At 71.4% G+C, this 24462-nt stretch carries 22 protein-coding genes; 9 read left to right on the top strand and 13 right to left on the bottom strand.

The features are described from left to right. Positions 1-118: 118 nt before the first annotated feature. Positions 119-1228, bottom strand: coding sequence for an ABC transporter substrate-binding protein (locus ACZ5NW_RS21050; RefSeq protein ID WP_468745379.1), 1110 nt, complete (start codon positions 1226-1228; stop codon positions 119-121). A gap of 335 nt (positions 1229-1563) precedes the next feature. On the opposite strand from ACZ5NW_RS21050, the gene ACZ5NW_RS21045 reads away from it, so the two are divergent. Next, on the top strand, positions 1564-2526 hold the full coding sequence (locus tag ACZ5NW_RS21045; RefSeq protein WP_468745378.1) for a D-2-hydroxyacid dehydrogenase family protein: 963 nt from the start codon (positions 1564-1566) through the stop codon (positions 2524-2526). 31 nt (positions 2527-2557) lie between these two features. On the opposite strand, the gene ACZ5NW_RS21040 is transcribed toward ACZ5NW_RS21045, so the two are convergent. The 3 genes from ACZ5NW_RS21040 to ACZ5NW_RS21030 form a co-directional block, all read right to left on the bottom strand. After that, positions 2558-3244 carry a DUF4232 domain-containing protein gene (locus ACZ5NW_RS21040; RefSeq protein ID WP_468745377.1) on the bottom strand — a complete coding sequence of 229 codons (687 nt, stop codon included), beginning with the start codon at positions 3242-3244 and terminating at the stop codon, positions 2558-2560. A gap of 177 nt (positions 3245-3421) precedes the next feature. Further along, positions 3422-4225 carry an SAM-dependent methyltransferase gene (locus ACZ5NW_RS21035; protein ID WP_468745376.1) on the bottom strand — a complete coding sequence of 268 codons (804 nt, stop codon included), beginning with the start codon at positions 4223-4225 and terminating at the stop codon, positions 3422-3424. Between the two features lie 131 nt (positions 4226-4356). After that, a complete protein-coding gene (locus tag ACZ5NW_RS21030) occupies positions 4357-5697 on the bottom strand; it encodes a diacylglycerol/lipid kinase family protein (RefSeq protein WP_468745375.1) in 1341 nt (446 codons plus the stop codon). A gap of 130 nt (positions 5698-5827) precedes the next feature. Between ACZ5NW_RS21030 and ACZ5NW_RS21025 the strand changes: the two genes are divergently transcribed. The 3 genes from ACZ5NW_RS21025 (at position 5828) to ACZ5NW_RS21015 (ending at position 7930) form a co-directional block, all read left to right on the top strand. Then, a complete protein-coding gene (locus ACZ5NW_RS21025) occupies positions 5828-6508 on the top strand; it encodes a helix-turn-helix transcriptional regulator (protein ID WP_468745374.1) in 681 nt (226 codons plus the stop codon). Continuing rightward, the gene (locus ACZ5NW_RS21020; RefSeq protein WP_468745373.1) at positions 6505-7476 is read left to right on the top strand and encodes a pyridoxal-phosphate dependent enzyme; all 972 of its coding nucleotides are present in this window, start codon (positions 6505-6507) and stop codon (positions 7474-7476) included. Before ACZ5NW_RS21025 ends, ACZ5NW_RS21020 begins: the two co-directional genes overlap by 4 nt. A 91-nt stretch (positions 7477-7567) precedes the next feature. Beyond that, a complete protein-coding gene (locus ACZ5NW_RS21015) occupies positions 7568-7930 on the top strand; it encodes a cupin domain-containing protein (protein ID WP_468745372.1) in 363 nt (120 codons plus the stop codon). A 49-nt stretch (positions 7931-7979) separates the two neighbouring features. Here the strand turns inward: ACZ5NW_RS21015 and ACZ5NW_RS21010 are convergent, their stop codons facing one another. The 3 genes from ACZ5NW_RS21010 to ACZ5NW_RS21000 form a co-directional block, all read right to left on the bottom strand. Continuing rightward, on the bottom strand, positions 7980-9350 hold the full coding sequence (locus ACZ5NW_RS21010; protein WP_468745371.1) for a vWA domain-containing protein: 1371 nt from the start codon (positions 9348-9350) through the stop codon (positions 7980-7982). After that, positions 9347-10204 (bottom strand): AAA family ATPase, encoded by an 858-nt coding sequence (locus ACZ5NW_RS21005; protein ID WP_468745370.1) that lies wholly within the window; start codon positions 10202-10204, stop codon positions 9347-9349. Before ACZ5NW_RS21005 ends, ACZ5NW_RS21010 begins: the two co-directional genes overlap by 4 nt. Before the next feature lie 131 nt (positions 10205-10335). Next, positions 10336-11178, bottom strand: coding sequence for an NAD(P)H-binding protein (locus ACZ5NW_RS21000; protein ID WP_468745369.1), 843 nt, complete (start codon positions 11176-11178; stop codon positions 10336-10338). Positions 11179-11321: 143 nt separating this feature from the next. On the opposite strand from ACZ5NW_RS21000, the gene ACZ5NW_RS20995 reads away from it, so the two are divergent. Then, positions 11322-11717, top strand: a complete 396-nt coding sequence (locus ACZ5NW_RS20995) for a winged helix-turn-helix transcriptional regulator (RefSeq protein ID WP_468745368.1) — start codon at positions 11322-11324, stop codon at positions 11715-11717. Between the two features lie 35 nt (positions 11718-11752). Here the strand turns inward: ACZ5NW_RS20995 and ACZ5NW_RS20990 are convergent, their stop codons facing one another. From ACZ5NW_RS20990 to rhaI, 6 genes are all read right to left on the bottom strand, one after another. Next, the gene (locus ACZ5NW_RS20990) at positions 11753-12382 is read right to left on the bottom strand and encodes a LutC/YkgG family protein (protein WP_468745367.1); all 630 of its coding nucleotides are present in this window, start codon (positions 12380-12382) and stop codon (positions 11753-11755) included. Next, positions 12379-13857: a LutB/LldF family L-lactate oxidation iron-sulfur protein gene (locus tag ACZ5NW_RS20985; RefSeq protein ID WP_468745366.1), complete on the bottom strand. Its 1479-nt coding sequence runs from the start codon at positions 13855-13857 to the stop codon at positions 12379-12381. Before ACZ5NW_RS20985 ends, ACZ5NW_RS20990 begins: the two co-directional genes overlap by 4 nt. Continuing rightward, on the bottom strand, positions 13854-14609 hold the full coding sequence (locus tag ACZ5NW_RS20980; protein ID WP_468745365.1) for a (Fe-S)-binding protein: 756 nt from the start codon (positions 14607-14609) through the stop codon (positions 13854-13856). Before ACZ5NW_RS20980 ends, ACZ5NW_RS20985 begins: the two co-directional genes overlap by 4 nt. Positions 14610-14681: 72 nt before the next feature. Then, positions 14682-16118, bottom strand: a complete 1437-nt coding sequence (locus ACZ5NW_RS20975; RefSeq protein WP_468745364.1) for a rhamnulokinase — start codon at positions 16116-16118, stop codon at positions 14682-14684. After that, positions 16115-18154 carry a bifunctional aldolase/short-chain dehydrogenase gene (locus tag ACZ5NW_RS20970; RefSeq protein ID WP_468745363.1) on the bottom strand — a complete coding sequence of 680 codons (2040 nt, stop codon included), beginning with the start codon at positions 18152-18154 and terminating at the stop codon, positions 16115-16117. The genes ACZ5NW_RS20975 and ACZ5NW_RS20970 overlap by 4 nt, the downstream gene beginning before the upstream one ends. 114 nt (positions 18155-18268) lie before the next feature. Continuing rightward, entirely contained in the window at positions 18269-19429 is a 1161-nt protein-coding gene (gene rhaI, locus ACZ5NW_RS20965; protein WP_468745362.1) for an L-rhamnose isomerase, read from the bottom strand. Between the two features lie 272 nt (positions 19430-19701). On the opposite strand from rhaI, the gene ACZ5NW_RS20960 reads away from it, so the two are divergent. From ACZ5NW_RS20960 to rhaS, 4 genes are all read left to right on the top strand, one after another. Next, positions 19702-21219, top strand: coding sequence for a sugar ABC transporter ATP-binding protein (locus ACZ5NW_RS20960; RefSeq protein ID WP_468745361.1), 1518 nt, complete (start codon positions 19702-19704; stop codon positions 21217-21219). Then, positions 21216-22286, top strand: a complete 1071-nt coding sequence (locus ACZ5NW_RS20955; protein WP_468745360.1) for an ABC transporter permease — start codon at positions 21216-21218, stop codon at positions 22284-22286. Before ACZ5NW_RS20960 ends, ACZ5NW_RS20955 begins: the two co-directional genes overlap by 4 nt. Next, positions 22279-23253 (top strand): ABC transporter permease, encoded by a 975-nt coding sequence (locus ACZ5NW_RS20950; RefSeq protein ID WP_468745359.1) that lies wholly within the window; start codon positions 22279-22281, stop codon positions 23251-23253. The genes ACZ5NW_RS20955 and ACZ5NW_RS20950 overlap by 8 nt, the downstream gene beginning before the upstream one ends. 113 nt (positions 23254-23366) lie before the next feature. After that, positions 23367-24449 (top strand): rhamnose ABC transporter substrate-binding protein, encoded by a 1083-nt coding sequence (rhaS, locus tag ACZ5NW_RS20945; protein ID WP_468745358.1) that lies wholly within the window; start codon positions 23367-23369, stop codon positions 24447-24449. The last annotated feature ends 13 nt before the right edge of the window (positions 24450-24462 follow it).

The following is a 24462-nucleotide window of genomic DNA, read 5'->3' as shown; positions in this document are numbered from 1 at the left end:
GGGCATGTCATCAGCGGACGGGGGGATCCATCGTCTTCTCGGCACGGCCGGAAGGCTCCCAGGAGGGTGATGGCGTCGCCTCGGCGCCTCCTGGGAGCCCATCGGGTCCGGTGTTCGGTTACTGCGCTCCGAGGCCCGCGTCGTCGACCGCGGTCTTGCCCTCGGCCTTGAGGACCTTGTTGAGGAGCGTCAGGTCGTAGATGCCCTTCAGGTCGGGCTTCTTCAGCAGACCGGCCGTGACCGCGTGCTCCGCCTCGGTGTTGAGGGTGGAGGCCAGCGGGTCGTCGAGGAAGGTGACGGACTTCCAGGCCGGGTCGAGGACCTTGGCGGGCAGTTCCTTGCCGGACAGCTCCTTCAGCGCCGCGTTGGCGGACGCCTTCGCTCGGTCCGGGTTGGCGTTGATCCACTCATTGGTCTTCACCGAACCGCGCAGGACGGCCTCGACGACGTCCGGGTGCTCCTTGAGGAACTTCTGCGACACGATGATGTTCGTGATCACGAACTTCTTGTCGGGCCACAGCGTCGACTCGTCGAGCAGTACCTTTCCGCCCTCGGCCACCAGCTTGGACGCGGTCGGCTCCGGCACCCAGGCGCCGTCGATGGAGCCGGACTTGTAGGCGTCCGGGGTGATCTTGTTGTCGGTGCGGACGACGGAGACATCGCCCTTGCCGCTCTCGGCGTCGACCTTCCAGCCCTGCTCCGCGATCCAGTTGAGGAACGCCACGTCCTGGGTGTTGCCGAGCTGAGGAGTGGCGATCTTCTTGCCCTTGACGTCCTTCAGGGACTTGATCTTGTCCGGGTTCACGACGAGCTTCACACCGCCGGACGCCGAACCGCCCACGATGCGCAGGTTCTTGCCGTCGGACTTGGTGTAGCCGTTGATGGAGGGGGAGGGGCCGATCCAGCCGATGTCGATGGACCCGGCGTTCAGCGCCTCGATCTCGGAGGGGCCGGCGTTGAAGGTCGAGGCCTTGATCGTGGTGCCGCCGAGCTCCTTCTGGAACAGGCCCTCCTGGACGCCCACCAGGGCGGTGGCGTGGGTGAGGTTGGGGAAGTAGCCGATCTTCACCTCGTCGGCCGAGAGCTTCTTGGCGCCCGCCGCGGCCGCCGGGGTCTGCTTGCCGTCATCGGTGGAACTGGAGCCGTAGCCGCAGGCGGTGAGCAGCAGGGGGAGTGCCGCTATGGCGGCGAGGGTGCGCAGGGTGGTGAGCGGTCTTGCGGCAGACACGGGGTCGTCCTCTCAGGGCAGGAGAATGATCAAGGAGGTGTGGGGAGTGGCGTGCTGAGGTCTCGGGCCGGTCGACAGATGGCCGTGGACGTACGGCCGAAGTCGATGTGGCGACGCGAGGTCAGCACGGGCAGCACCCGGTCCGCGCAGCTCAGCGCTCCCATGGCCACCCCCTGATCCCTAGTTTTCCTACCTGGCTGGTGGGGATCGTGGCAGAACGCGGCGCCCATCCCAAGAGGGCGTTCATATGGTGGACGCGACTATCTCAAATGTCGGGATGGGTGGTGATCGGCCCAGCGTGCCGGCGGTTTTCGGCGGGACGGCAGAATGCCCGCATGACCCTTCTCCGTTGTGCAGTGCTGGACGACTATCAGGGCGCCGCCCTGACCCTGGCGGACTGGAGCCCCCTGGCCGGCCAGGTCGAGGTGCGGACACTCCGCGAGAACATCACCGACGAAGACAAGCTCACCGCCGAACTCGCCGACTGCGAGATCGTGGTGGCCATGCGGGAGCGCACGCCCTTCGGCGCGGACCTCCTGCGCCGGCTGCCCCGGCTGCGTCTGCTGGTGACCACCGGCATGCGCAACGCCTCCATCGACCTCGCCGCCGCGTCGGCCCAGGGCGTGACCGTCTGCGGCACGGCGAGCAGTCCCACCCCGCCGGTCGAACTGACCTGGGCGCTCCTCCTCGGCCTCGCCCGGCACCTCCCCGCCGAGAACCGGGCCCTGCGCGAGGGCGGCCCGTGGCAGTCGACCGTCGGCCAGGACCTGCACGGCCGGACCCTGGGCCTGCTCGGGCTCGGCAAGATCGGCACCCGGGTCGCCCGCGTCGCCACCGCCTTCGGCATGGAGGTCCTCGCCTGGAGCCAGAACCTCACCGCCGAGCGGGCGGCCGAAGCCGGAGCCCGACTCGCGGACGGCAAGGCGGACTTGCTGCGCCGCAGCGACTTCGTGTCCGTCCACCTCGTCCTGTCCGACCGCACCCGCGGGCTGCTCGGCGAGCCGGAACTGCGGGCGATGCGCCCGCACGCCTACCTGGTCAACACCTCCCGCGCCGCCGTCGTCGACCGGTCGGCGCTGCTGCGCGCGCTGAACGAGGGCTGGATCGCGGGGGCCGGCCTCGACGTCTTCGAGACCGAGCCCCTGCCCGCCGACGACCCGCTGCGCACCCTGCCGAACGTGCTCGCCACCCCCCACCTCGGCTATGTCACCGAGCGCAACTACCGCACCTTCTACACGGAAGCGGTGGAGGACATCACCGCGTTCCTCGGGGGTGCTCCCGTACGACGACTGGCGTAGGGAGTTCGCCCCGTGCGTCCCCCTTGTGTCCTTACAGGCTCAGCGCGTCCTCCGCGTTGTTCACCCACGCGGTCACGGAGTTCTTGTCCGGCGAGACGTACAGGCCGGGCGTCGACGCCTTGAGCGGTTTCTGCTCCAGGTCGGACTCCGTGTCCATGGTCATCGCGATGGAGCCGACCGTCTTCCCCTTGCCGTCGTGGGCGCCGCCCATCAGGCCGGCGTAGGCCGACGCGCCCGGCTCCAGCCGCAGCGCGTCCTCGATACCGGGGGCGGGGCCGCGCTGCGTGGCCTGTCCGTCCAGGTCGCCGAAGGTGACGATCGGGTGGCCCAGCACCCGGCACGCCTTGCCGCTCTTGTTGGTGATCTTCAGCAGGTAGCTGCTGGTGGTGGGCTCCGCCAGGTTCGCCGTGAACGTCACGTCGTACGTGCTGCACGGGAAGACGTCGTAGTCGTCCGGGGTGCCGCCACCGCTGCCGCCGGAGGGCTTCGCCGGCTTGGACGACTTCGACGACTTCGACGGCTCGGACGACTTCGCCGGCTTGGGCGGTGCGGCCGGCTTGGCCGGTGCCGAGGACGTGGTCGTGGACGGACTCGCGGTGGGCGTGGTCGTGCCCGATCCGCCCGCGGCGTCGTCCCCGGTCGGCCCGCAGGCGGTCAGGGCCGCCGCCAGCGCGGACGCGGCGGCGAGGACGACGGCGGTTCTGCGTACGGTGCTCATGTGTGTGATCCCCCGATGGAAATGGCGTGGGTCGTTCGGTCCGAACACCAGATTCCCTCGGGAGTTTCACAGCTTGGTGACAGGATCTCGCTGACTCGATCACCGTTCCGGCAAGGGCTTTCGGCCTGTCACCAGGGGTTTGCTCAGTCAGATTGACCGAAACCCCGCCCGCCGGTGCTACGGCTTGCGTCCCACCCCGCAGTACGCGTCGACGGCTACCGCGGGACCGGCCGGGTCGTCGGGCCGCCACTCGGTCACCTGCACGATGCCCGGGTCCAGCAGGTCGAGCCCGTCGAAGAACCCGGCGATCTCCCCGATGCTGCGCACGTAGTACGGCACCGCGCCACTGGCGTTGTAGGCCTCCGACGCGGCGATCATGCCCTCGCTGGTCGCGGTGCTGTCGCTGATCACCAGGTGGCTGCCCGACGGCAGGCCCGCCAGCAGCCGCCGCACCAGGTCCCGGGCCTGCGAGTGGTCGGCGACATGGCCGAGGGTGTTGAGGATCATCAGGGCGACCGGGCGGGAGAGGTCCAGGGTCCCGGCTGCGGCCTTGAGGATGCCCTCGGGGTCGTAGAGGTCGGCGTCCAGATACGCGGTCCGGCCCTCGCGGGTGCTGGTGAGCAGGGCGTTGGCGTGGGCCAGGACGACCGGGTCGTTGTCGACGTACACGATCCGGGCGTCCGGTGCCGTGCGCTGGGCCACCTGGTGGGTGTTGTCGGCGGTCGGCAGCCCGGTGCCGATGTCCAGGAACTGGCGGATGCCCGCCTCGCCGGCCAGATGGCGCACCGCTCGCCCTAAGAAGTGCCGGCTGGTGACGGCCACGTCCACGAGGCCGGGGAAGATCTCCTTGATGTGGTCCCCGATCTCGCGGTCCACCTCGTAGTTGTCCTTGCCGCCGACGAAGTAGTTCCAGAATCGGGCGGAGTGGGGCTTGGAGGTGTCGATCCGGGCGCGGGCCGCCGCGGCGTTGGAGTCCGGCATGGTTGGCTCCCATGAAGTGCTGTTGATCATTGGAGCGACCACCCTAGGACAACTTCCGCCGAGGGAAGGGAAGTTGACGCTTCATCCAAGAGTGGACCTCGGGTTTTGGCCAAAGCCTGTGCGGGGTGTCGTCAGCGGCTCGCGGGGACCGCGCTGCGGCCGACCGACGCGGCCAGCTTGCGCAGCCGGCGAAAGTCCAGCCGCGGGGACGCCTCCGGCACGCCGGGCCGGTCGCGGGGGACCCGGACGCGCAGCGCTCCGGCCGCGATGTGGCAGCGGACGGGAGCGGGCAGCCGTACGGCCTCTCCGTCGATGCCGACCTCCAGCTCCGCGCGGTCGCTGTGCACGACCACCTCGCGGGCGGTCAGCAGCGCGAGCCGCTCCGGCTCCGGATGCAGCAGCAGACCGGCGGCCTCGGCGGCGCTGTCGACCCGCAGGCCGAGCACCCCGAGCAGGCCGGAGTCGAGCCGCTCGCGGCGGCCGAGGCCCAGCGGGTCGTCCGTACGGTAGGCGTTGTTGCTCACCAGCACCGCGTGCGGATCGGCGAGCACCCTTCCCGAGGCGTGCGCGGTCAGGTGCGGCCCGCTGCGGCGGGTGAGCAGATCGGGGAGCAGCTCCAGAGCCGTGCCGATCTTGTCGCCGCGGTAGGCGGGGCTGCGGATGACCTCCGCGTACGCGCCGAACGACGCGTTGTTGACGAACGGGTGGCCGCCCGCGAAGCCCAGGTCCACGTGGAGTTCCACACCGTCGGTGAGCGCGTCGAGGCACGCGGCCGGGTCGTCGCGGTCCAGGCCGAGGTCCATCGCGAAGTGGTTGCGGGTGCCGGCGCTGATGACGAGGAAGGGGATGCCGTACTCGGCGGCCACCGAGGCGACCAGGGCCTGGGTGCCGTCGCCGCCGGCCACGCCCAGCAGATCGGCGCCCTCGCGCACGGCGGTGTGGGCGAGGGCGACGACGTCCTGCGGGCGGTCCGGGTCGAGCAGGTGCACGCGCGCGCCGAGCGCCTCGGCCCTGCCCACGAGCCCGAACCGGTCGACCTTCCCGTCACCGGAGCGCGGATTCATGATCAGGAAGGGCCGGGCGGGCGGCGGCGTCCGGTGTTCCTTCGGTCCGCGCAGGCGGCGGCCGGCGCTGTGCAGGGCGTACCGTCCGGTCCAGACGGCCAGGGCCCACAGCAGCACGGACGCGACGAGGGACCAGAGGAAGACGGTCACGAAGAGGTAGACGACGGCGGCGGGCGTGGCCAGGGCCACCGCGGCCGCCGCGACCCGGGCGGGGCCGCGGTGCGACAGGGCCCACCACGCGGCGCCCGCCGTCACCGCCACGCCGCCCAGCCCGGCGACGACGAGCAGGACGCCCGCCGTCCCGCCGTAGCCGAGCGGCAGCAGCACCGCCAGGGCGGCGGCGCCCAGCGAGACGCGGGCCGCCCACTGCTGACGCAGATGGGCCCGACCGCTCAGGTCCACGTTCACGGGTCCTCCTTCAGTTGTCGGCGACATGCTAAGAGAGCGCGGGCCGCGCCGTCCGGTTCGGGATCTTGCCGTCCACCCACTGCTGGACATAGAGTCCAGTCATCAGACGAAGAGTCCAGTCGAGGGGCGTATGGCGGACGACAAGGCCCTGGAGGCCGAGCGGGACGCGATTCTCGGGGCGCTGCGACCCGTCGTCGACGGCGTCGCGGCGACCTTCGGGCCGCTGTGCGAGGCGGTGCTGCACGACTACCGCCGGCCCGAGGCGTCCGTCGTCGCCGTCGCCGGACAGGTCACCGGACGGGCGGTCGGCGGCGCGATGAGCGAGATCGGCATGCGCCTCCTCGCCCGCGGCGACCAGGCCGCCGACGAGCTGAACTACGTCACCCGCACCGACGGCGGCAAGCTGATCAAGGCGTCGACCATGGTGCTGCGCGACTCCACCGGCGCGGTGTTCGGCGCCCTGTGCGTCAATGTCGACGTCACCGCGGTCGACCAGGTCCACGCGCTGCTCGGCGCGCTGGCCGGCACCGCCGCACGGGCCGCCGAGACCCCCGTGACGACCTTCGGCGACGACATCGACTCCGTCGTCGACGCCCTCGTCGGCCGGCATCTCGACCGGCACGACCGGACCTGGGCCGCGCTCGACCGGGAGCGCCGCGTCGCGCTGTTCCGCGGCCTGGACGAGCACGGCGTGTTCGCCGTACGGCGGTCCGTCGAGCAGGTCGCGGCCCGCCTCGGCATCTCCCGCGCCACCGCCTACACCTACCTCGCGCAGGCCAGGGCCACCGACCCCGAAGGAGCACCGTCGTGACGACCGCACCCCCGCCGATCACCCTGGGCGACGTCCGGGACGCCGCCGAGCGGCTCCAGGGCGTCGCCCACCGCACCCCCGTCCTGCGGTCCCGCACCCTCGACGCCCGCGTCGGCGCCGAAGTCCTCCTGAAGTGCGAGAACTTCCAGCGCGTGGGCGCCTTCAAGTTCCGCGGCGCCTACAACGCGGCCTCCCGGCTCACGCCCGACCAGCTCGCCCGGGGCATCGCCGCCTACTCCTCCGGCAACCACGCCCAGGCCGTCGCCCTGGCCGCCCGGGAACTCGGCACCACCGCCGTGATCGTCATGCCCGAGGACGCCCCGCGCTCCAAGCGGGAGGCGACCGCCGGATACGGCGCCGAGATCGTCACCTACGACCGCTACAGCGGCGACCGCGTGGCCATCGGCAAGGCCCTCGCGGCCGAACGGGGCCTGGCCCTGATCCCGCCCTACGAACACCCCCACGTCATGGCCGGGCAGGGCACGGCCGCCCTCGAACTCCTCCAGGACGCGGGCGAGCTGGACGCCCTGGTCGTGCCCGTCGGCGGCGGCGGGCTGATCGCCGGCAGCGCCACCGCGGCCAAGGGACTGCGGCCCGGCATCCGGGTCGTCGGCGTCGAGCCGGAGGCCGGCGACGACACCAGGCGGTCCCTGGAGGCCGGGCGGCGGATCTCCGTCCCCGTGCCGCGCACCATCGCCGACGGCCAGGCGCTGGACACGCCCGGCGAGCTGACCTTCGAGGTCAACCGGCGGCTCGTCGACGAGGTCGTCCTGGTGAGCGACGACGAGATCCGGGACGCGATGCGCTTCGCCTTCGAGCGCCTGAAGATCGTGCTGGAGCCGAGCGGCGCCACCCCGCTCGCCGCCCTGCTCTTCGGGCGCCTCGGCCCGCTTCCGCGCCGGGTCGGTCTGATCCTGTCCGGCGGGAACGTCGACGCCGAGCGCTTCGCGCGCCTGTGCGGGGCGTGAGCCCTTCGCCCGAATGGCGGCTCCGAGTGGCCGGGCGGACGATGAGGAGGTAAAGGCGGACCGTGCGGCACAGCCGGGAAGGAGGAGCGTCATGCTGGAGGTAAAGACGCTCGACAAGCCGGACGAGCGACGTGATTTCCCCCGGGGCCACCTGGAAGTGGTCCACCTGACGGGCTGCGACTTCGCCGTGGCGACCTTCGAACCGGGCTGGAAGTGGTCCGAGTCCCTCGCCTCGATCGCGGGCACGTCCAGCTGTCAGATGAACCACAACGGCTACATCGTCCAGGGCCGGATGCACATCCGCATGGACGACGGCGGCGAGCAGGAAGTGGGCCCCGGCGATGTGTTCGTGTGCTCGCCCGGACACGACGCGTGGGTCGTGGGCGACGAACAGTGCATCGCGTACGACTTCGAGGGGCAGACGGCCAAGGAGTACGGGAGGGCGACGGACTGACCGACGGCCGCTTCCGGCGCAGCCGTAGGCGCCGGAGCCCCGGTCACGGTCACACGGGGAGCAATCTCCCGACGAGAACGCCGAGTTGGCGCGCGTTGCGGCACTCGTGCATCGCGACCAGCTCGGCGTAGTCGGGTGCCGCCGAGTCGCCCGTGCCCCACAGCGCCCGAGGCTCCGGGTTCAGCCAGTGGACGCGCCGCGCCCGCCGGGCGATCTCCCGTACGGCGGCCAGGTTCGGGTCGCTCATGTTCGTCCGGGCGTCGCCGAGCACGAACACCGTGGTCCGCGGGCCCAGCGTCGTGGCGTACCGCTCCGCGAACTCGCCCAGGGAGACGCCGTAGTCACTGCTGCCGTGATAGCCGGTGATGGCCGCCTCCGCCCGGATACGGGCGCCCAGACCCGCCGGGTCGGCCACGCCGTGGTCGAGGAGACGGGTCACCTCGTCGATCCGGTTGACGAACGCGAACACCCGCACCTTGCTGAACTGGTCGTGCAGCGCCTGCACCAGCAGCATCGTGAAGTCGGAGAACCCGGACACCGAGCCCGACACATCGCACAGCAGCACCAGTTCGGGCCGGCCGGGCCGGCGCCGGCGCAGCACCGGGCGCATCGGCACCCCGCCCGTGGAGAGGGAGCCGCGCAGGGTGCGGCGCAGATCGACGCTGCCGCGCGCGGCCCGGCGGCGGCGCGCGGCCAGCCGCGTGGCCAGCTTGCGGGCCAACGGCTGGACGGTGCGCCGCAGTTCGGCCAGCCGGTCCTGCCCGGCGTACAGGAAGTCGACCCGGTCGGCGGTCGGCGCCACCGCCCGCCGCGCGATCTCGTCCCGGTCGCGCCGCTCGGCCACCCGCCGGCGCGCCTCGATCGCGACCAGCGCCCGGAAGGCGTCGATGCGCCGCCGTATCTCGTCCTCCAGCAGCCGGTCCGCGAACCCGGTACCTCCTCCGGCGCGCGCACGGACGTCGTCGCGCACCCGTGCCAGCAGCGTCTGCGGCCGCAGTCGTTCGAGGGTCTGGTACGACGACCAGCCGTCCCCGCCCGGTGAACTCCCGTAGCCTCCCATGGCGTCGACGGCCTCGATCGCCAACTGCCCCATCAGCGCACGGTCGTTGGCCGCGAGGGCTTCCGCGAGGCGGTCGCGCAGGTCGTCCCGGTCGCTGGAACCGCCCTGGGGCGCGCCGACGGCACGCGGGAAATACAGGTCGAAGACCGCGTCGAACACCTGCCGTTGACCGGCCGTGTGCAGCAGGGTCGCGGCCAGCCCCTCGCGCAGCAGCGCGCGGTCCGCGAACCCCAGGGCCTCGACCGCCTGGGCCGCGTCCACGGTCTCGCCGGTGCCGACGCGCACGCCGTGGGCGCGCAGGGCGGCGACCAGTCCGGTGAGCCGCGCGGTGGTGTCCGCCGCGCCGGCCGCATCCGTCACAGCGCGTCCAGGTCGAGCTTGGCGGCCGCCTTGAGGACGTCGTCCTGGTGCTTGAGGATCACGCCCAGGGTGTCGCGCACCACGGCCTCGTCGAGCGTGTCGGCGCCGAGCGCGAGCAGGGTGCGCGCCCAGTCGAGGGTCTCGGCGACCGACGGCAGCTTGCGGAGGTCCATCGCGCGCAGCGCGCCCACCACCCGCACCACGGACGCGGCCAGCGCCGCGTCGATGCCGGGCACCTTCAGCCGGACGATCCGGCGCTCCAGCTCCTCGTCCGGGAAGTCGATGTGGAGGAAGAGACAGCGGCGGCGCAGCGCCTCCGACAGCTCGCGGCCGGCGTTGGAGGTGAGGACGACGAAGGGGCGGCGGGTCGCGGCGATGGTGCCCAGCTCCGGAACGGTGACCTGGAAGTCGCTGAGGATCTCCAGGAGCAGCCCCTCCATCTCGACGTCCGCCTTGTCGGTCTCGTCGATGAGCAGGACCTTGGGGTCTTCGCCCCGGATGGCGGTCAGCAGGGGGCGCGGCAGCAGGAACTCCTCGCTGAAGATGTCCGTGCGCGTCTCGTCCCAGCTCTCGTCGCGGCCCGCGCTGATGCGCAGCAGCTGCTTGGCGTGGTTCCACTCGTACAGCGCGCGGGACTCGTCGACGCCCTCGTAGCACTGGAGCCGTACCAGCCGGGCGTCCGCCACCTGGGCCACGGCCTTGGCCAGTTCGGTCTTGCCGACCCCGGCGGGGCCCTCGACCAGGAGCGGCTTGCCGAGCCGGTCGGCGAGGAAGACGGTCGTCGCGACCGCCGGGGAGGCGAGATAGCCGGTCTCGGCGAGGCGGGCGGAGACGTCGTCGACGGATGTGAACAACGGGGCCTCCCGGTGGTGAGGACACGACGGCGGCCGGCCGCCGCACGACGGCCGGACACCTATCTAAGCGCTTGTTCACCGAGTCTGTCACGCGGTATCGGACCATGGCCGGCGTCTCGGCGCCCCCGCCGTCAGCGGAACGCCGCCGCGTTGCGCCGGGCCCACTCCGCGAAGTCGCGCGGGGCCCGGCCGAGGACGCGCTCCACATCGGGGCTGACGCGCCGCTCGGCGGGCGTCGGCTCACCCAGCACGGCCAGCGTGGTCTCGACGACCGGTTCCGGCATGAACGCCAGCATCTGCGCCCGTGCCTCCTCCCGGGTCTGCTCCACGAACCGGACCGGCTCCCCGAGTGCCTCCGCGATCGCGGCCGCCCGCTGCCGGGGCGTACGGCCGACCGGCCCGGTCAGCTCGTAGACCGCCCCCGTGTGTCCCTCCTCCCGCAGGGCGACGGCCGCGACCTCGGCGATGTCGGCCGGGTCGACGCCGGGCAGCGCCACGTCGGCGAAGGGCGCGGCGACCGTGCGACCGCCGCGCACCTGCTCCGCCCAGGCGAAGGCGTTCGAGTGGAAGCCGCCCGGCCGCAGGATCGTCCAGTCCAGGCCCGACTCCCGCACCGCGTCCTCGACGGCCCGCATCAGGCCCCCGTGCGACGGCGACTCCGGACGGGTCACCACCCCCAGCGAGGACAGCAGCACCACCCGGCCGACCCCGCCCGCCTTCGCCACGTCGAGCACATCGCGCGGCCCCGGCAGCGCGCCCGCCCCTCCGTCGTGCAGGAACAGCGCGTCGGCGCCGTCGAACACCGGCCGCAGGCTCTCCGGATCCGTGAGGTCGGAGCGTACGGTCCGTACCCCGTCCGGCACCTGGGCGTCCGAGATGCCCCGGGACGTCGCGGTCACCCGCTCGCCCGCCGCCGCCAGGATCCGCACCAGCTCCCGGCCCACGTTCCCGGTCGCCCCCGTCACCACGATCATGAGTAACTCCCTTGTGTACAGCATCGATTGACGGCCCATCAGGAGTGGGCCGGGGCGGTTTCCCGCCGCCGTCACCGACGCTAACATCGGGCGTATAGTAGGTACCTAGAGGAAAGTGACTTCCCTCGGAGGGACCCACGGCCATGACCACCCACGCCAAGCCGACGGCACCCGCCGCCACCGACCCCGAGCTGGCCTGCCCCATCGCGCCCGTGGTGGACATCGTGTTCAGCCGCTGGACCACCCCGATCCTGTGGACCCTGCACGCCCACGGCCGCCAGCGCTTCGTCGAACTGGAGCGCGGAATCCCGAACATCACGCCCAAGGTCCTCACCCAGCGGCTGCGCCAGCTGGAGCGCGACGGCCTCGTGGTGCGCACCTACCACCCCGAGGTCCCGCCCCGCGTCGAGTACGAGATCAGCGAGCTCGGCCTCAGCCTCGCCCCCCTCTTCGCGCACCTGGCCACCTGGGCCACAGACAACCTGGGCAGGGTCGAGCGGGCGCGACGGGAGTACGACGGGGAGCCGGCGACCGGCTGAAGGTCCCCTCGGCCCGGGGCTCCCCGTCCCTCCGCTCAGCCGACCAGCACGACCTCCAGCGTGCGCGGCCCGTGCACGCCCTCCACCCGGTCCAGCTCGATGTCACTCGTGGCCGACGGCCCCGAGATCCACGTCAACGGCCGCGTCGGGTCGAGGCGTTCGAGGGCCTGCGGCACCGAGGACACCACCTGATCGGGCACCCGGACGACACAGATGTGATGGTCCGGGACGAGCGTGATCCGGCGCCGGCCCTGGTCGGGCGAGCCGTCGAGCACGAGGGTGCCGGTCTCCGCGATCGCGAGCGCGCAGCCCGTCACCACGCTGTGCACCCGGTCGAGTTCGCCCGGGGTGCTCTCGGCACGGTCGTCGATCCGGGTGGGCCCGCCGGCCGGCAGCCACTGCGGGGGCAGCCCCGACGGCACGAGCACCGTCTCCGCATCCCGCTCGGCCAGCAACCGCCCGATCAGGGACGGCAGTTCGTCCGCCGTCGTACGGTGCACGACCGCCCGGTAGTCCGCCAGATTCTCCGCCAGCAGGTCGATCGTCTCCTCGACGCTCCGCTCCCCGTGCTGCCGCAGATAGGCGCGCTCGACCGGCCTGTCCGCGCCCGGCGCGTCGGCCAGGGCGCGTCGCACCCGGCCGAGGATCCGTTCCCTGCTGCTCACCGCACACCGTCCTTGCCGCCGTTCGTACGCTGCCACCAGTCCCGGAAGGGCTCCGCCGGCAGGGCCGGCAGCTCCCGGGTGCCGCTCCACGCCCGGCCGGGGCCGGGCAGCGAGCGGGGATGGAACCGGCGGGTGCGCGAGGCCAGCCGCTGACCCGTGCGCAGCGCCCCGGGACGCGCGAACGCCCAGCGGGCCGCCCGCATCGCCGCCCGTTCGGCCGCGTGACCCCTCGCGGGCTTCAGCACGACCTTGTTGCCGTCCCGCGTCACCGGCCCGCCCTGCGCGACCCGCTCCCGCAGATGCACCAGCACCTCGGGGATGTCGATCGCCACCGGGCAGACCTCGTAGCACGCCCCGCACAGCGACGAGGCGTACGGCAGCGAGGCGTCGATCTCGCTGGCGGTGCCGCGCAGTTGGGGGCTGAGGATGGCGCCGATCGGGCCGGGGTAGACGGAGCCGTACGCATGGCCGCCCGCCCGCTCGTAGACCGGGCACACGTTGAGGCACGCCGAGCAGCGGATGCAGCGCAGGGCCTGGCGGCCGACCTCGTCGGCGAGCGTGTCGGAACGGCCGTTGTCGAGCAGCACCAGATGGAAGGTCTGCGGCCCGTCGCCGTCGGTCGTCCCCGTCCACATGCTCGTGTACGGGTTCATGCGCTCGGCCGTCGAGGAGCGGGGGAGGGTCTGGAGGAACACCTCCAGGTCCTGCCAGGTCGGCACGATCTTCTCGATGCCGACGACCGAGATCAGGGTCTCCGGCAGGGTCAGGCACATCCGCCCGTTGCCCTCGGACTCCACCACGACCAGCGTGCCGGTCTCGGCGACCATGAAGTTGGCGCCGGAGACACCGACCTTGGCCCGCAGGAACTTCTCCCGCAGGTGCAGCCGGGCGGCCTCGGCGAGTTCGGCGGGCGTGTCGGTGAGCCCCTCGGGCGCCGGGCGGCCCCACGCGCCCATCTCGCTCGCGAAGATGTCCCGGATCTCGCCCCGGTTGCGATGGATGGCGGGGACCAGGATGTGGGAGGGCCGGTCCTTGCCCAACTGCACGATCAGCTCGGCGAGATCGGTCTCGTAGGCGCGGATGCCCTCCGCCTCCAGGGCCTCGTTGAGCCCGATCTCCTGTGTCGCCATCGACTTGACCTTGACGACCTCCGACTCGCCGGTCGCCCTGACCAGTTCGGCCACGATCCGGTTGGCCTCGTCGGCGTCCGCCGCCCAGTGGACGGTGCCGCCCGCCGCCGTGACCGACTCCTCCAACTGCACGAGGTAGCGGTCGAGATGGCGCAGCGTGTGGTCCTTGATCCGCTTGCCGGCCTCGCGCAGCTCCGCCCAGTCGGACACCTCCGCGACGGCCTTCGCCCGCTTGGCGCGGATGGTGTGCGTGGCGTGCCGCAGATTGCCGCGCAGGGTCTCGTCGCGCACCGCCTCGTGCGCGGCCGTGGGAAACGCCGGCATCCCGAGATACGTCCCGCTCATGCGGCCGGTTCCTCCTCCGTGCTCGCCAGGATCTCCGCGATGTGCACCGGGCGCATCCCGCTGCGCAGCCGGGCCATGGTCCCCCCGATGTGCATCAGACAGGAGTTGTCGGCCGCGCACAGCGTCTGCGCGCCCGTCGACTCCGCGTTGCGCACCTTGTCCGCGCCCATCGCCGCCGACACATCGGCGTTCTTCAGCGCGAACGTGCCGCCGAAGCCGCAGCACTCCTCCGCTCCCGGCAGCTCGACCAGCTCCAGCCCCTTCACCGCCCGGAGCAGCCGCCGGGGCCGGTCGCCGAGACCCAGCCCGCGCAGCCCGTGACAGGTGGGGTGGTAGGTCACCTTGTGCGGGTAGTAGGCGCCCACGTCCGTCACCCCCAACACGTCCACCAGGAACTCCGTCAGTTCGTACGTCTTCGGCACCACCGGCGCCAGCGTCGCCGCGAGAGAGTCCCCGCGCCCCTCGGCCCGGGCCCGCTCACCCATCCGCGGATACAGCTCCCGCACCATCGCCCCGCACGAACCGGACGGCGTGACGATCGCCTCGTACGCGCCGAATACATCGGAGAAGTGACGCGCCAGCGGCTCGGCCTCATGGCGGTAGCCAGTGTTGTAGTGCGCCTGTCCGCAGCAGGTCTGGGCCATCGGGAAGTCGACGTCCACACCCAGTCTGGTCAGCAGTTTCACCACGGCACGGCCGGTGTCCGGATAGAGCGTGTCGTTGACACAGGTCAGGAACAGAGCGACACGCATCGCGGCTCCTCGGGATCGATCATCGGATGAAAGCAGCCTAGCGGCGCGGGCGGGGCGTGGGGGAGACCCGTCTCACCGTGCGGCGAGCCGCGCCTCGGCCGCGCGCCACCGCTCGGTGCCGCCCTGCGGTTCGTAGCGGGTCAGCGGCTGCGTGCGGGCCAGCAGCCGGCGGGTGTCGGCGAGATCGCCGACGATGCCATGGGCCCGGGCCTGCACCAGGACGTTGCCCAGCGCGGCCGCCTCGGTCGGGCCCACCGTCACCGGCAGCCCGCAGGCGTCGGCCGTGAGCTGGCACAGCAGCGCGTTCCGGGTGCCGCCGCCCACGATGTGCACGACGTCCACGGGATGTCCGGCCAGCCGCTGGGCGTCCTCGATCGCCCGCCGGTGCGCCAGCGCCAGCGAGTCGAGGATGCAGCGGGTGATCTCGCCCCGGCTCTCCGGCACCGGCTGCCCCGAGGTCCGGCACGCCTGCGCGATCCGCTCGGGCATGTGGCCGGGGGCGAGGAACGCGGCGTCCCCCGCGTCGACCACCGACCGCAGCGCCGGCGCGCCCGCGGCCTCCCGCAGCAGCGTTCCCAGATCGGGGTCGCCCCAGGCCCGTACGCACTCCTGGAGCAGCCACAGGCCCATGATGTTGCGCAGATAGCGGACCGTGCCGTCCAGCCCCAGCTCATTGGTGAAGTTCGCGGCCCGGCTCTCCTCGGTGAGCACGGGAGCGTCCAGCTCCAGGCCGGCCAGCGACCAGGTGCCGGTGCAGATGTACGCGAATCGCTCGCCGGCGGCCGGGACGGCGGCGACCGCCGACGCCGTGTCGTGCGACCCGACGGCCGTCACCGCAACGGGACCGGTCAGCCCTGTCTCGTCCAGCACCTCCGGCCGCAACAGACCTGCGGGATCGCCCGGTTGCCGCAGCGGCGCGAACAACCCCAGGTCGATCCCGAGCCGTTCGGCGATGCCGTACGACCATCCGCGCGTCCGGGGATCGATCAGCTGGGTCGTGGAGGCATTGGTGAGCTCGGTGCCCTGTTCCCCGGTCAGCCAGTACGAGATCAGGTCCGGGATCATCAACAGGCGCCGCGCGCCGATCAGCTGATCGGCCGTCAGCTGGTACAGCGTGTTGAAGGGCGCGTGCTGGAGCCCGGTCGCCGCGTACATCTCGGCGGCCGGCACCGTCGCCCACACCTTCTCCGCCACGCCCTCGGTGCGGGCGTCCCGGTAGTGCACCGGGTTGCCGAGCAGCGCCCCGTCGGCGTCCAGCAGGCCGTAGTCCACGGCCCAGCTGTCGATGCCGACGGAGTCGACGCGCCCCGCCTCCCGAAGCCCGTCCAGCACCCCCGCGTACAGCCGCAGGATGTCCCAGCGCAGCCCCTCCGGCAGCCGCACCGGCCGGTTCACGAACCGGTGCGCCTCGGTCAGCTCCACCGAGTCCGGGCCGACCCGCCCGACCATCACCCGGCCGCTGGAGGCGCCCAGATCGACGGCGGCGTACGACTTCACGAGCGCGCTCACCGCAGGAAGGCGGCCGCGACGCCGGCGTCGACGGGGATGTGCAGCCCGGTCGTGTGGGTGAGGTCCCCGCCGGTCAGCGCGAACACCGCGTTGGCCACGTGCTCGGGAAGGACCTCCCGCTTGAGGATGGTCCGCTGGGCGTAGAACTCGCCCAGCTTCTCCTCCTCGACGCCGTAGGTCGCGGCCCGCTGGGCGCCCCAGCCCCCGGCGAAGATCCCGGAGCCGCGCACGACACCGTCCGGGTTGATCCCGTTGACACGGATCCCGTGCTCGCCCAACTCGGCGGCCAGCAGCCGCACCTGGTGGGCCTGGTCCGCCTTGGTGGCGGAGTAGGCGATGTTGTTGGGGCCGGCGAAGACGGCGTTCTTGGAGGCGATGTAGACGATGTCACCGCCCAGCGCCTGCGCGATCATCACCCGGGCCGCCTCCCGCGAGACGAGGAAGGAACCACGCGCCATGATGTCGTGCTGAAGGTCCCAGTCCCTGGCCGACGTCTCCAGCAGCGGCTTGGAGATGGAGATCCCGGCGTTGTTGACGACGAGGTCGACCCCGCCGAAGGCGAGCACGGCGGCCTTGAAGGCGTCGGCGATCTGCTCCTCGGACGTCACGTCGACGGTGACGGCGACGGCCTTGTCGGGCCCGCCCAACTCCTCGGCCACGGCGGCCGCGTTCTCGGCGTCGAGGTCGGCGACGACGACACAGGCGCCCTCGGCGACGAGCCGGCGCGCGATGGCCTTGCCGATCCCGCTGCCCGCGCCCGTCACCAGGGCGACCCGGGTCGCCAGCGGCTTCGGCTCCGGCATGCGCTGAAGCTTGGCCTCCTCAAGTGCCCAGTACTCGATGCGGAACTTCTCGGACTCCTCGATCGGCGCGTACGTGGACACCGCCTCGGCACCGCGCATCACATTGATCGCGTTGAGATAGAACTCGCCCGCGACCCGGGCGGTCTGCTTGTCCTTGCCGAACGAGAACATGCCCACCCCGGGGACCAGCACGATCGCCGGGTCGGCACCGCGCATCGCGGGGGAGTCGGGCAGCGCGTGCCGCCGGTAGTAGGCCGCGTACTCCTCGCGGTACTCGGCATGCAGCTCCTTCAGCCGTGCTACGGCCTCCGCCACCGGCACGGACGGCGGCAGGTCCAGCACGAGCGGGCGGACCTTGGTGCGCAGGAAGTGGTCGGGGCAGGAGGTGCCGAGCGCGGCGAGCCGCGGGTGCTCGGCCCGGGCGAGGAACTCCAGCACGGGCTCGGAGTCGTCGAAGTGCCCGACCTGCGGCCGGTCCTGGGACGCGAGGGCCCGGATGTACGGCGCCAGCGCGGCGGCCCGCTCCCGCCGCTCGTCGTCCGGCAGGGCCTCGTACCCGTCGAGGACGGTCCCGAACGGCTCGGCCTTCCCCTTCTCCTCAAGGAAGGCCTCGGCGGTCCGGATGATGTGCAGCGAGTTGCGTTCGCACTCCTCGGCGGTGTCGCCCCAGGCGGTGATCCCGTGCCCGCCGAGGACACACCCGATGGCCCGGGGGTTGGCCGCCTTGACGGCGGCGATGTCCAGCCCGAGCTGGAACCCGGGCCGCCGCCAGGGCACCCACACCACGTCGTCCCCGAAACACTCGGCGGTCAGCTTCTCCCCGTCGGCCGCGCAGGCGAGCGCGATCCCGGAGTCGGGGTGCAGATGGTCGACGTGCGCGGCGTCGACGAGCCCGTGCATGGCGGTGTCGATCGAGGGCGCCGCCCCACCCTTCCCGTGCAGGCAGTAGTCGAACGCGGCGACCATCTCGTCCTCACGCTCGACACCGGGGTACACGTCGACGAGCCCGCGCAGCCGATCGAGCCGCAGCACGGCGAGCCCGGCCTCGGTGAGGGTCCCCAGGTCACCCCCGGACCCCTTGACCCACATCAACTCGACGTCTCCGCCGGTCACGGGATCGGTGCCGGTGCCCTTGGCGGACGCGTTCCCGCCGGCGTAGTTGGTGTTACGGGGGTCGGCACCGAGGCGGTGAGACCGGGAGAGGAGGGCAGCAGCCTCGGGATGTACAGCCATGACGTCCAGTTCCTTCTCAACAGAGGGTGAGTGCATGTCCCTAGGGGCGCGGGGAACTGCGCGACCAGCCACAACCGGCCCGCACCCCGCAACGAAACAGATCCAGGCAGACGCTCACGCGCCCCAACCGGCCTGCTCCCCACCAACCCGCTCAGCAACGATCCGCTCGCCCCACCCGGACCGCGCATACGCGACAAGGGGCTCGGGATCCAACCCCATCTCCTCACGCACCTCCCGAAGCAACGGCCGCACATCGGTGTTGTACGCATCCATCACCACGGCATTCGCGCCCAGCACATCCCCGGCAGCCTGCGCCTCACTCAACGCCACCCGATCAACAAGGAGAGCCTTGGCCGTGGCTTCCTGCACATTCATCACGGACCGGATGATCGCCGGAATCTTCGCCTCAATGTTGTGGCACTGATCGAGCATGAACGCCACCTCGGAGGTGAACCCACCCCCACGCACGACCTCGTACATGATCCGGAACAGCTGGAAGGGATCAGCCGCCCCCACCATCAGATCGTCGTCCGCGTAGAACCGTGAGTTGAAGTCGAACCCGCCGAGCTTCCCCTCCCGCAGCAGCGTCGCGACGATGAACTCGATGTTGGTCCCCGGAGCGTGGTGGCCCGTGTCGACCACGACCTGCGCCTTCTCCCCGAGCTTCAGACAGTGGGCGTACGCGGTCCCCCAGTCCGGCACATCGGTCGTGTAGAAGGCGGGCTCGAAGAACTTGTACTCCAGCAGCATCCGCTGCCCGTCCCCGAGCCGTTCGTACACCTCCGCCAGCCCCTCGGCCAGCCGGTCCTGCCGCGCCCGAACATCGTCCTGCCCGGGATAGTTCGTACCGTCCGCGAACCACAGCTTCAGGTCGGCGGAGCCGGTCGCGTCCATGATGTCGACGCACTCCAGCAGATGATCGACGGCCTTGCGCCGCACCGCCGCGTCGGGATGGCAGATGCTGCCCAGCCTGTAGGCGTCGTCCTGGAAGGTGTTGGAGTTGATCGCGCCGAGCCGCACCCCGCGGTCCTCGGCATGTTTCGCGAGTGCGGAGTAGTCCTCCACCTTGTCCCACGGGATGTGCAGGGCCACGGTCGGCGCCACCCCCGTGAAAGCGTGCACCTGTGCCGCGTCGTCGAGTTTCTCCTGCGGGGTGCGCGGGACGCCCTCCTGGGCGAACACCTTGAAGCGGGTCCCCGAGTTCCCGTACGCCCACGACGGTGTCTCGACGGCCTGGGTCTTCAACGCGGCCTTCACCGCGGCGAGGTCGGTCACTTCGGGCTCCTGTGACATCGGTCCGGGACAGCTCCCGGATGAAACGATTCAGAACGGGAAGCTATGAGCCCACCGGGGGAGTGTCAAGCCCTGCGGTCAGGTCTTCTCTCCCTAACTCTCACGCAACCTTCGACTATCGAAAACTTTTCGAGACGGACCCATTGACGTGACATCCCCGCCATGCCTAACGTCCCGGCCATCCAGTTGAAACCTTTCACGACGCCGTGCCGGCCCGCTTCGGCCCGTTCGCGGACGTCGTCGAGGAGCCACCCATGACCCACCCGTCCGACACGGGACCGGCCCCGGTGCTGGCGCTGAGGGACGTCACCAAGTCCTTCGGCGCCGTACGCGCCCTGCGGGGCGTCTCCCTGGAGCTGTTCCCCGGCGAGGTGCACGCCCTCGCCGGGGAGAACGGCGCGGGCAAGTCGACGCTCATCAAGACCCTCGCCGGGGTGCACCGACCGGACGTCGGCCGGGTGCTGCTCGACGGTGGGCCCGTCGTCTTCCACGGCCCCGGAGACGCCCGCGACGCCGGCATCGCCGTGATCTACCAGGAGCCGACGCTCTTCCCCGACCTGTCGATCGCCGAGAACATCTTCATGGGCCGCCAGCCCCGGCGCGCCCTCGGCCGCATCGACCACCAGGCCACCCGCGCGGCGACCGCCGCCCTGATGACCCGCCTGGGCGTCGATCTCGATCCCGACCGCCCGGCGAGCGGACTGTCCATCGCCGACCAGCAGATCGTCGAGATCGCCAAGGCGCTCTCCTTCGACGCCCGCGTCCTGATCATGGACGAGCCCACCGCCGCCCTCACCGGCAGCGAGGTCGCCCGCCTCTTCGGCGTGGTGCGCACCCTGCGCGAGCAGGGCGCGGCCGTCCTCTTCATCTCCCACCGCCTGGAGGAGATCTTCGAGATCTGCCAGCGGGTCACCACCCTGCGCGACGGCGCCTGGATCGCCACCGAGCCGATCACGGGCATGACCGAGGACGACCTGGTCCGCCGCATGGTCGGCCGCGACCTCGACGAGCTCTACCCCAAGCAGGACGTCGACCCGGGCGAGGTCGCGCTCAGCGTCCGCCGCCTCACCCGCGAGGGCGTCTTCACCGATGTCTCCTTCGAGGTGCGGCGCGGCGAGATCGTGGGTCTCGCCGGACTCGTCGGCGCCGGCCGTACCGAGGTCGCCCGGGCCGTCTTCGGCATCGACCGCTGGGACGCCGGCGAGGTAGAGGTGGAGGGGCGCCGGCTCATCAACGGCGCGCCTTCCACCGCGATGGCCGCCGGGCTGGCCCTGGTTCCCGAGGACCGGCGCGCCCAGGGTCTGGTGATGGACATGTCCATCGAGCGCAATATCGGCCTCACCGGACTTCGTACGACCGTGCGGGCCGGCCTGATGGACCGGGGAGCCGAGCGCAGCCGCTCCCTCGACTGGGCGGTCAAGCTCCAGGTGAAGTACGCCCGGATCGCCGACGCCGTCTCCACGCTCTCCGGCGGCAACCAGCAGAAGGTCGTCCTCGCCAAGTGGCTGGCCACCGGCCCCCGGGTGCTGATCGTCGATGAGCCCACCCGCGGCATCGACGTCGGCACCAAGGCCGAGGTGCACCGGCTGCTCGGCGAGCTGGCCGCCGACGGCGTCGCCGTCCTGATGATCTCCTCCGACCTGCCCGAGATCCTCGGCATGGCCGACCGCGTGCTCGTGATGCACGAGGGCCGGCTCACCGCCGAGATCCCCCGCTCCGAAGCCACCGAGGAGACCGTGATGGCCGCAGCCACCGGGAGGGCCGCCGCATGACGGTGACCACTCCTGAACAGGCCTCCCTCGCCGAGGCGCCCCGGTCCAGCGGCACCCGTCTGGTCGACCGCGTCTTCAAGATGCGCGAACTCGCCATCCTGGTCGTCTTCCTGGTGATGATCGCCATCACCCAGGCCGGCAACAGCGAGTTCCTCTCCGAGCAGGGCATCAAGGACCTGCTGCTGAACGCGACCATCCTGGTGCTGGTCGCCACCGGCCAGTCCCTGGTCGTCATCACCCGCAACGTCGACCTGTCGGTCGGCTCAACCCTCGGCATCAGCGCCTTCGCCGCCGGTACCTATCTGCACGGCGGCGGCAACCCGGCGATCGCGATCGTCCTGGCGGTCCTGCTCGGCGTCGGCTGCGGGCTCCTCAACGGACTGCTCGTCAGCCTCGGCCAGGTGCCCGCCCTCGTCGTCACCCTCGGCACGCTCTACATCATCCGTGGCATCGACTCCATCTGGGTCGGCTCCCGGCAGATCACCGCGGCCGACCTGCCCGGCGGATTCGTCGACTTCGGGTCCGGCGGCGTCTCCGCGGTGCCGTATCTCGCGCTGATCGCGCTCGCCGTGCTGGTCGCCACCGCCTCCTTCCTCAAGCACTTCGGCAGCGGCCGGGAGCTGTACGCCCTCGGCTCCAACCCGGAGGCCGCCCGGCTCGCCGGCATCCCGGTGCGCAAGCGGATCCTCGCCGCGTACACCTTCTGCGGCGCTCTCGCCGGCCTCGCCGGGGCGATGTACCTGGCCCGATTCGGCAACGTCGACTCCGGCACCGGCAACGGCTACGAACTCACCGTCGTCAGCGCGGTCGTCGTCGGCGGCGTCGTCTTCACCGGCGGCTCCGGCAGCGTCTACGGAGCCGCGCTCGGCGCCCTGCTCCTCACCTCCATCAACAGCGTCCTGCCCGCGCTCGGTGTCAGCTCGGTCTGGGTGCTCGCCATCAACGGCGTCCTGCTCCTGCTCGCGATCGCCGTCGACCGGGTCGTGGCCCTGCGGGTGGCGGTCGCCCTGAAGAAGAAGTCGGCCTCCGTGACGCCGGCCGTAGAGAAGGGGAAGGCCAGTGCCTGAGTCCCTGAACCGGGCGATCCGCTGGGACACCGTCGTCGGAGCCGTCCTGATCGTCCTGCTCCTGCTGTCCTTCTCCACCGTGGACGGCTTCGGCAACGCCCTCAACCTGTCGTTCCTGATCGGCAACACCCTGCCCATCGCGCTCATCGCCCTGCCGATGACCCTGCTGGTCGTCTCCGGCGAGATCGACCTCTCGGTCGCCTCCACCGCGGGGCTGTCCGGCGCGGTGATGGGCAAGCTGTGGAACGAGGGCATGACCATCGAGACGATCATCCCGATCTGCCTCCTGCTGGGCGTGGTGTGCGGGCTGGTCAACGGCCTGCTCGTGACCCGCCTCGGGCTGCCCTCCCTCGCCGTCACCATCGGCACCCTCGCCGCCTACCGGGGCATCGCGCAGATCGTGCTCGGCTCCGACGCGGTGACCGACTTCCCCTCTCAGTACCTGGACTTCGCGGCCGGCCGCGTCGGGGACAGCTTCCTGCCGCGGGCCTTCCTGCCCTTCGTGGTGCTGCTCGTCATCGCCGTGGTGGTGCTGCACGCCACCCCGTTCGGGCGGTCGCTGTTCGCCATCGGCGCCGCCGAGGAGGCCGCGCGCTTCGCCGGCATCCGCGTCAAGCGGGCCAAGCTGCTGCTGTTCGTCACCACGGGCCTGATGGCCTCCCTGACCGGCGTCTTCTGGGCCCTGCACTACGCCAGCGCCCGCTACGACAACGCCACCGGCCTGGAACTCTCCGTCATCGCGGCGGTGCTGCTCGGCGGCATCGACTTCGACGGCGGCAAGGGCACGCTCGGCGGCGCGATCGCGGGAGTCTTCCTGCTCGGTGTGCTCCAGAACGTGATGAGCCTCCAGGACATCTCCGCCCAGAAGCAGACCGTCGTCACCGGCGTCCTGCTGGTCGTCTCCGTGCTCGCTCCCCGGGTGGCACGCCAGATCTCCGTCGCCAGGGCGGCACGGTCCGCCGGATAGGCCGTATCTCGACTGCCGGTCCGTTGTGGCTGGTCGCGCCCACGCGGCGGAGCCGCACATCGATACAGCCCCTGAACGCTCTCCCCTCACCCTCCCTCCAGAAGGACCCCGCCATGTCCAAGTCATCCCTCCGCCGTGCCTGCGTGGCCCTCGCCGCCGTCTCCTCGCTCGCCCTCGCCGCGACCGCCTGCGGCGGCACCACCAAGGAGGACGTGAAGAACGAGGGCGCCGGCTCGGCCTCCTCCGCCGGAAAGGCCGACCCGAACGCGGCCACCAAGAAGGGGCTGACCGTCGGCTTCCTGCCCAAGCAGGTCAACAACCCCTACTTCACCTCCGCCGACAAGGGCGGCGAGACGGCCCTGAAGGAACTGGGCTCCCGCTACAAGGAGGTCGGCCCGTCCAGCGCCACCGACACCTCCGGGCAGGTGAGCTACGTCAACACGCTCACCCAGCAGCAGGTCGACGCGATGGCCGTCTCCGCGCAGGACCCGGGCGCCCTGTGCACCGCGCTCAAGCAGGCCATGAGCAACGGCATGAAGGTCGTCACCTACGACTCCGACACCAAGCCCGAGTGCCGCAACGCCTTCGTCTCGCAGGCGTCCGCCGAGGACCTCGGCCGCACCGAGGTGCAGCTGCTCGCGGAGCAGATCGGCTACAAGGGCGAGATCGCGATCCTGTCGGCCGCGCAGACCGCGACCAACCAGAACGTGTGGATCGACTACATGAAGAAGGAGCTGGCCGACCCGAAGTACAAGGACGTCAAGCTGGTCAAGATCGCCTACGGCAACGACGACGCCCAGCAGTCCTTCCAGCAGACCCAGGGCCTGCTCCAGCAGTACCCGAACCTGAAGGGGATCATCTCCCCGACCACCGTCGGCATCAAGGCCGCAGCCCAGTACCTCTCGGGCTCCAAGTACAAGGGCAAGGTCAAGCTGACCGGCCTCGGCACCCCCAACGACATGCGCAAGTACGTCAAGAACGGCACCGTCGACGGCTTCGAGCTGTGGGACCCGGCGAAGCTCGGCGACCTCGCCGCCCGCACCGCCGTCGCCCTCGTCTCCGGCCAGATCACCGGCAAGGAGGGCGAGACCTTCAAGGCCGGCGACACCACGTACACCATCGGCAAGGACGGCGTGATCAACCTGGGCAAGCCCACCGTCTTCGACGCCAAGAACATCGACCGGTTCACCTTCTAGCCCCGGGGCGGTC

This window comes from Streptomyces sp. NPDC032126, from assembly GCF_055580085.1.
This window is presented reverse-complemented; position numbering and strand designations above follow the sequence as displayed.

Coding starts and splice junctions, on each gene's coding strand:
- ACZ5NW_RS21035 (WP_468745376.1), bottom strand. CDS start 4,225: ATGCCGGACTCCAACGCCGCGGCGGCCCGCGCCCGGATCGACACCTCC.
- ACZ5NW_RS21000 (WP_468745369.1), bottom strand. CDS start 11,178: ATGATCGTGGTGACGGGGGCGACCGGGAACGTGGGCCGGGAGCTGGTG.
- ACZ5NW_RS20955 (WP_468745360.1), top strand. CDS start 21,216: ATGACGGTGACCACTCCTGAACAGGCCTCCCTCGCCGAGGCGCCCCGG.
- ACZ5NW_RS20970 (WP_468745363.1), bottom strand. CDS start 18,154: ATGGCTGTACATCCCGAGGCTGCTGCCCTCCTCTCCCGGTCTCACCGC.
- ACZ5NW_RS20960 (WP_468745361.1), top strand. CDS start 19,702: ATGACCCACCCGTCCGACACGGGACCGGCCCCGGTGCTGGCGCTGAGG.
- ACZ5NW_RS21040 (WP_468745377.1), bottom strand. CDS start 3,244: ATGAGCACCGTACGCAGAACCGCCGTCGTCCTCGCCGCCGCGTCCGCG.
- rhaS (WP_468745358.1), top strand. CDS start 23,367: ATGTCCAAGTCATCCCTCCGCCGTGCCTGCGTGGCCCTCGCCGCCGTC.
- ACZ5NW_RS20980 (WP_468745365.1), bottom strand. CDS start 14,609: ATGCGTGTCGCTCTGTTCCTGACCTGTGTCAACGACACGCTCTATCCG.
- ACZ5NW_RS20995 (WP_468745368.1), top strand. CDS start 11,322: ATGACCACCCACGCCAAGCCGACGGCACCCGCCGCCACCGACCCCGAG.
- ACZ5NW_RS21045 (WP_468745378.1), top strand. CDS start 1,564: ATGACCCTTCTCCGTTGTGCAGTGCTGGACGACTATCAGGGCGCCGCC.
- ACZ5NW_RS21015 (WP_468745372.1), top strand. CDS start 7,568: ATGCTGGAGGTAAAGACGCTCGACAAGCCGGACGAGCGACGTGATTTC.
- ACZ5NW_RS21025 (WP_468745374.1), top strand. CDS start 5,828: ATGGCGGACGACAAGGCCCTGGAGGCCGAGCGGGACGCGATTCTCGGG.
- ACZ5NW_RS20985 (WP_468745366.1), bottom strand. CDS start 13,857: ATGAGCGGGACGTATCTCGGGATGCCGGCGTTTCCCACGGCCGCGCAC.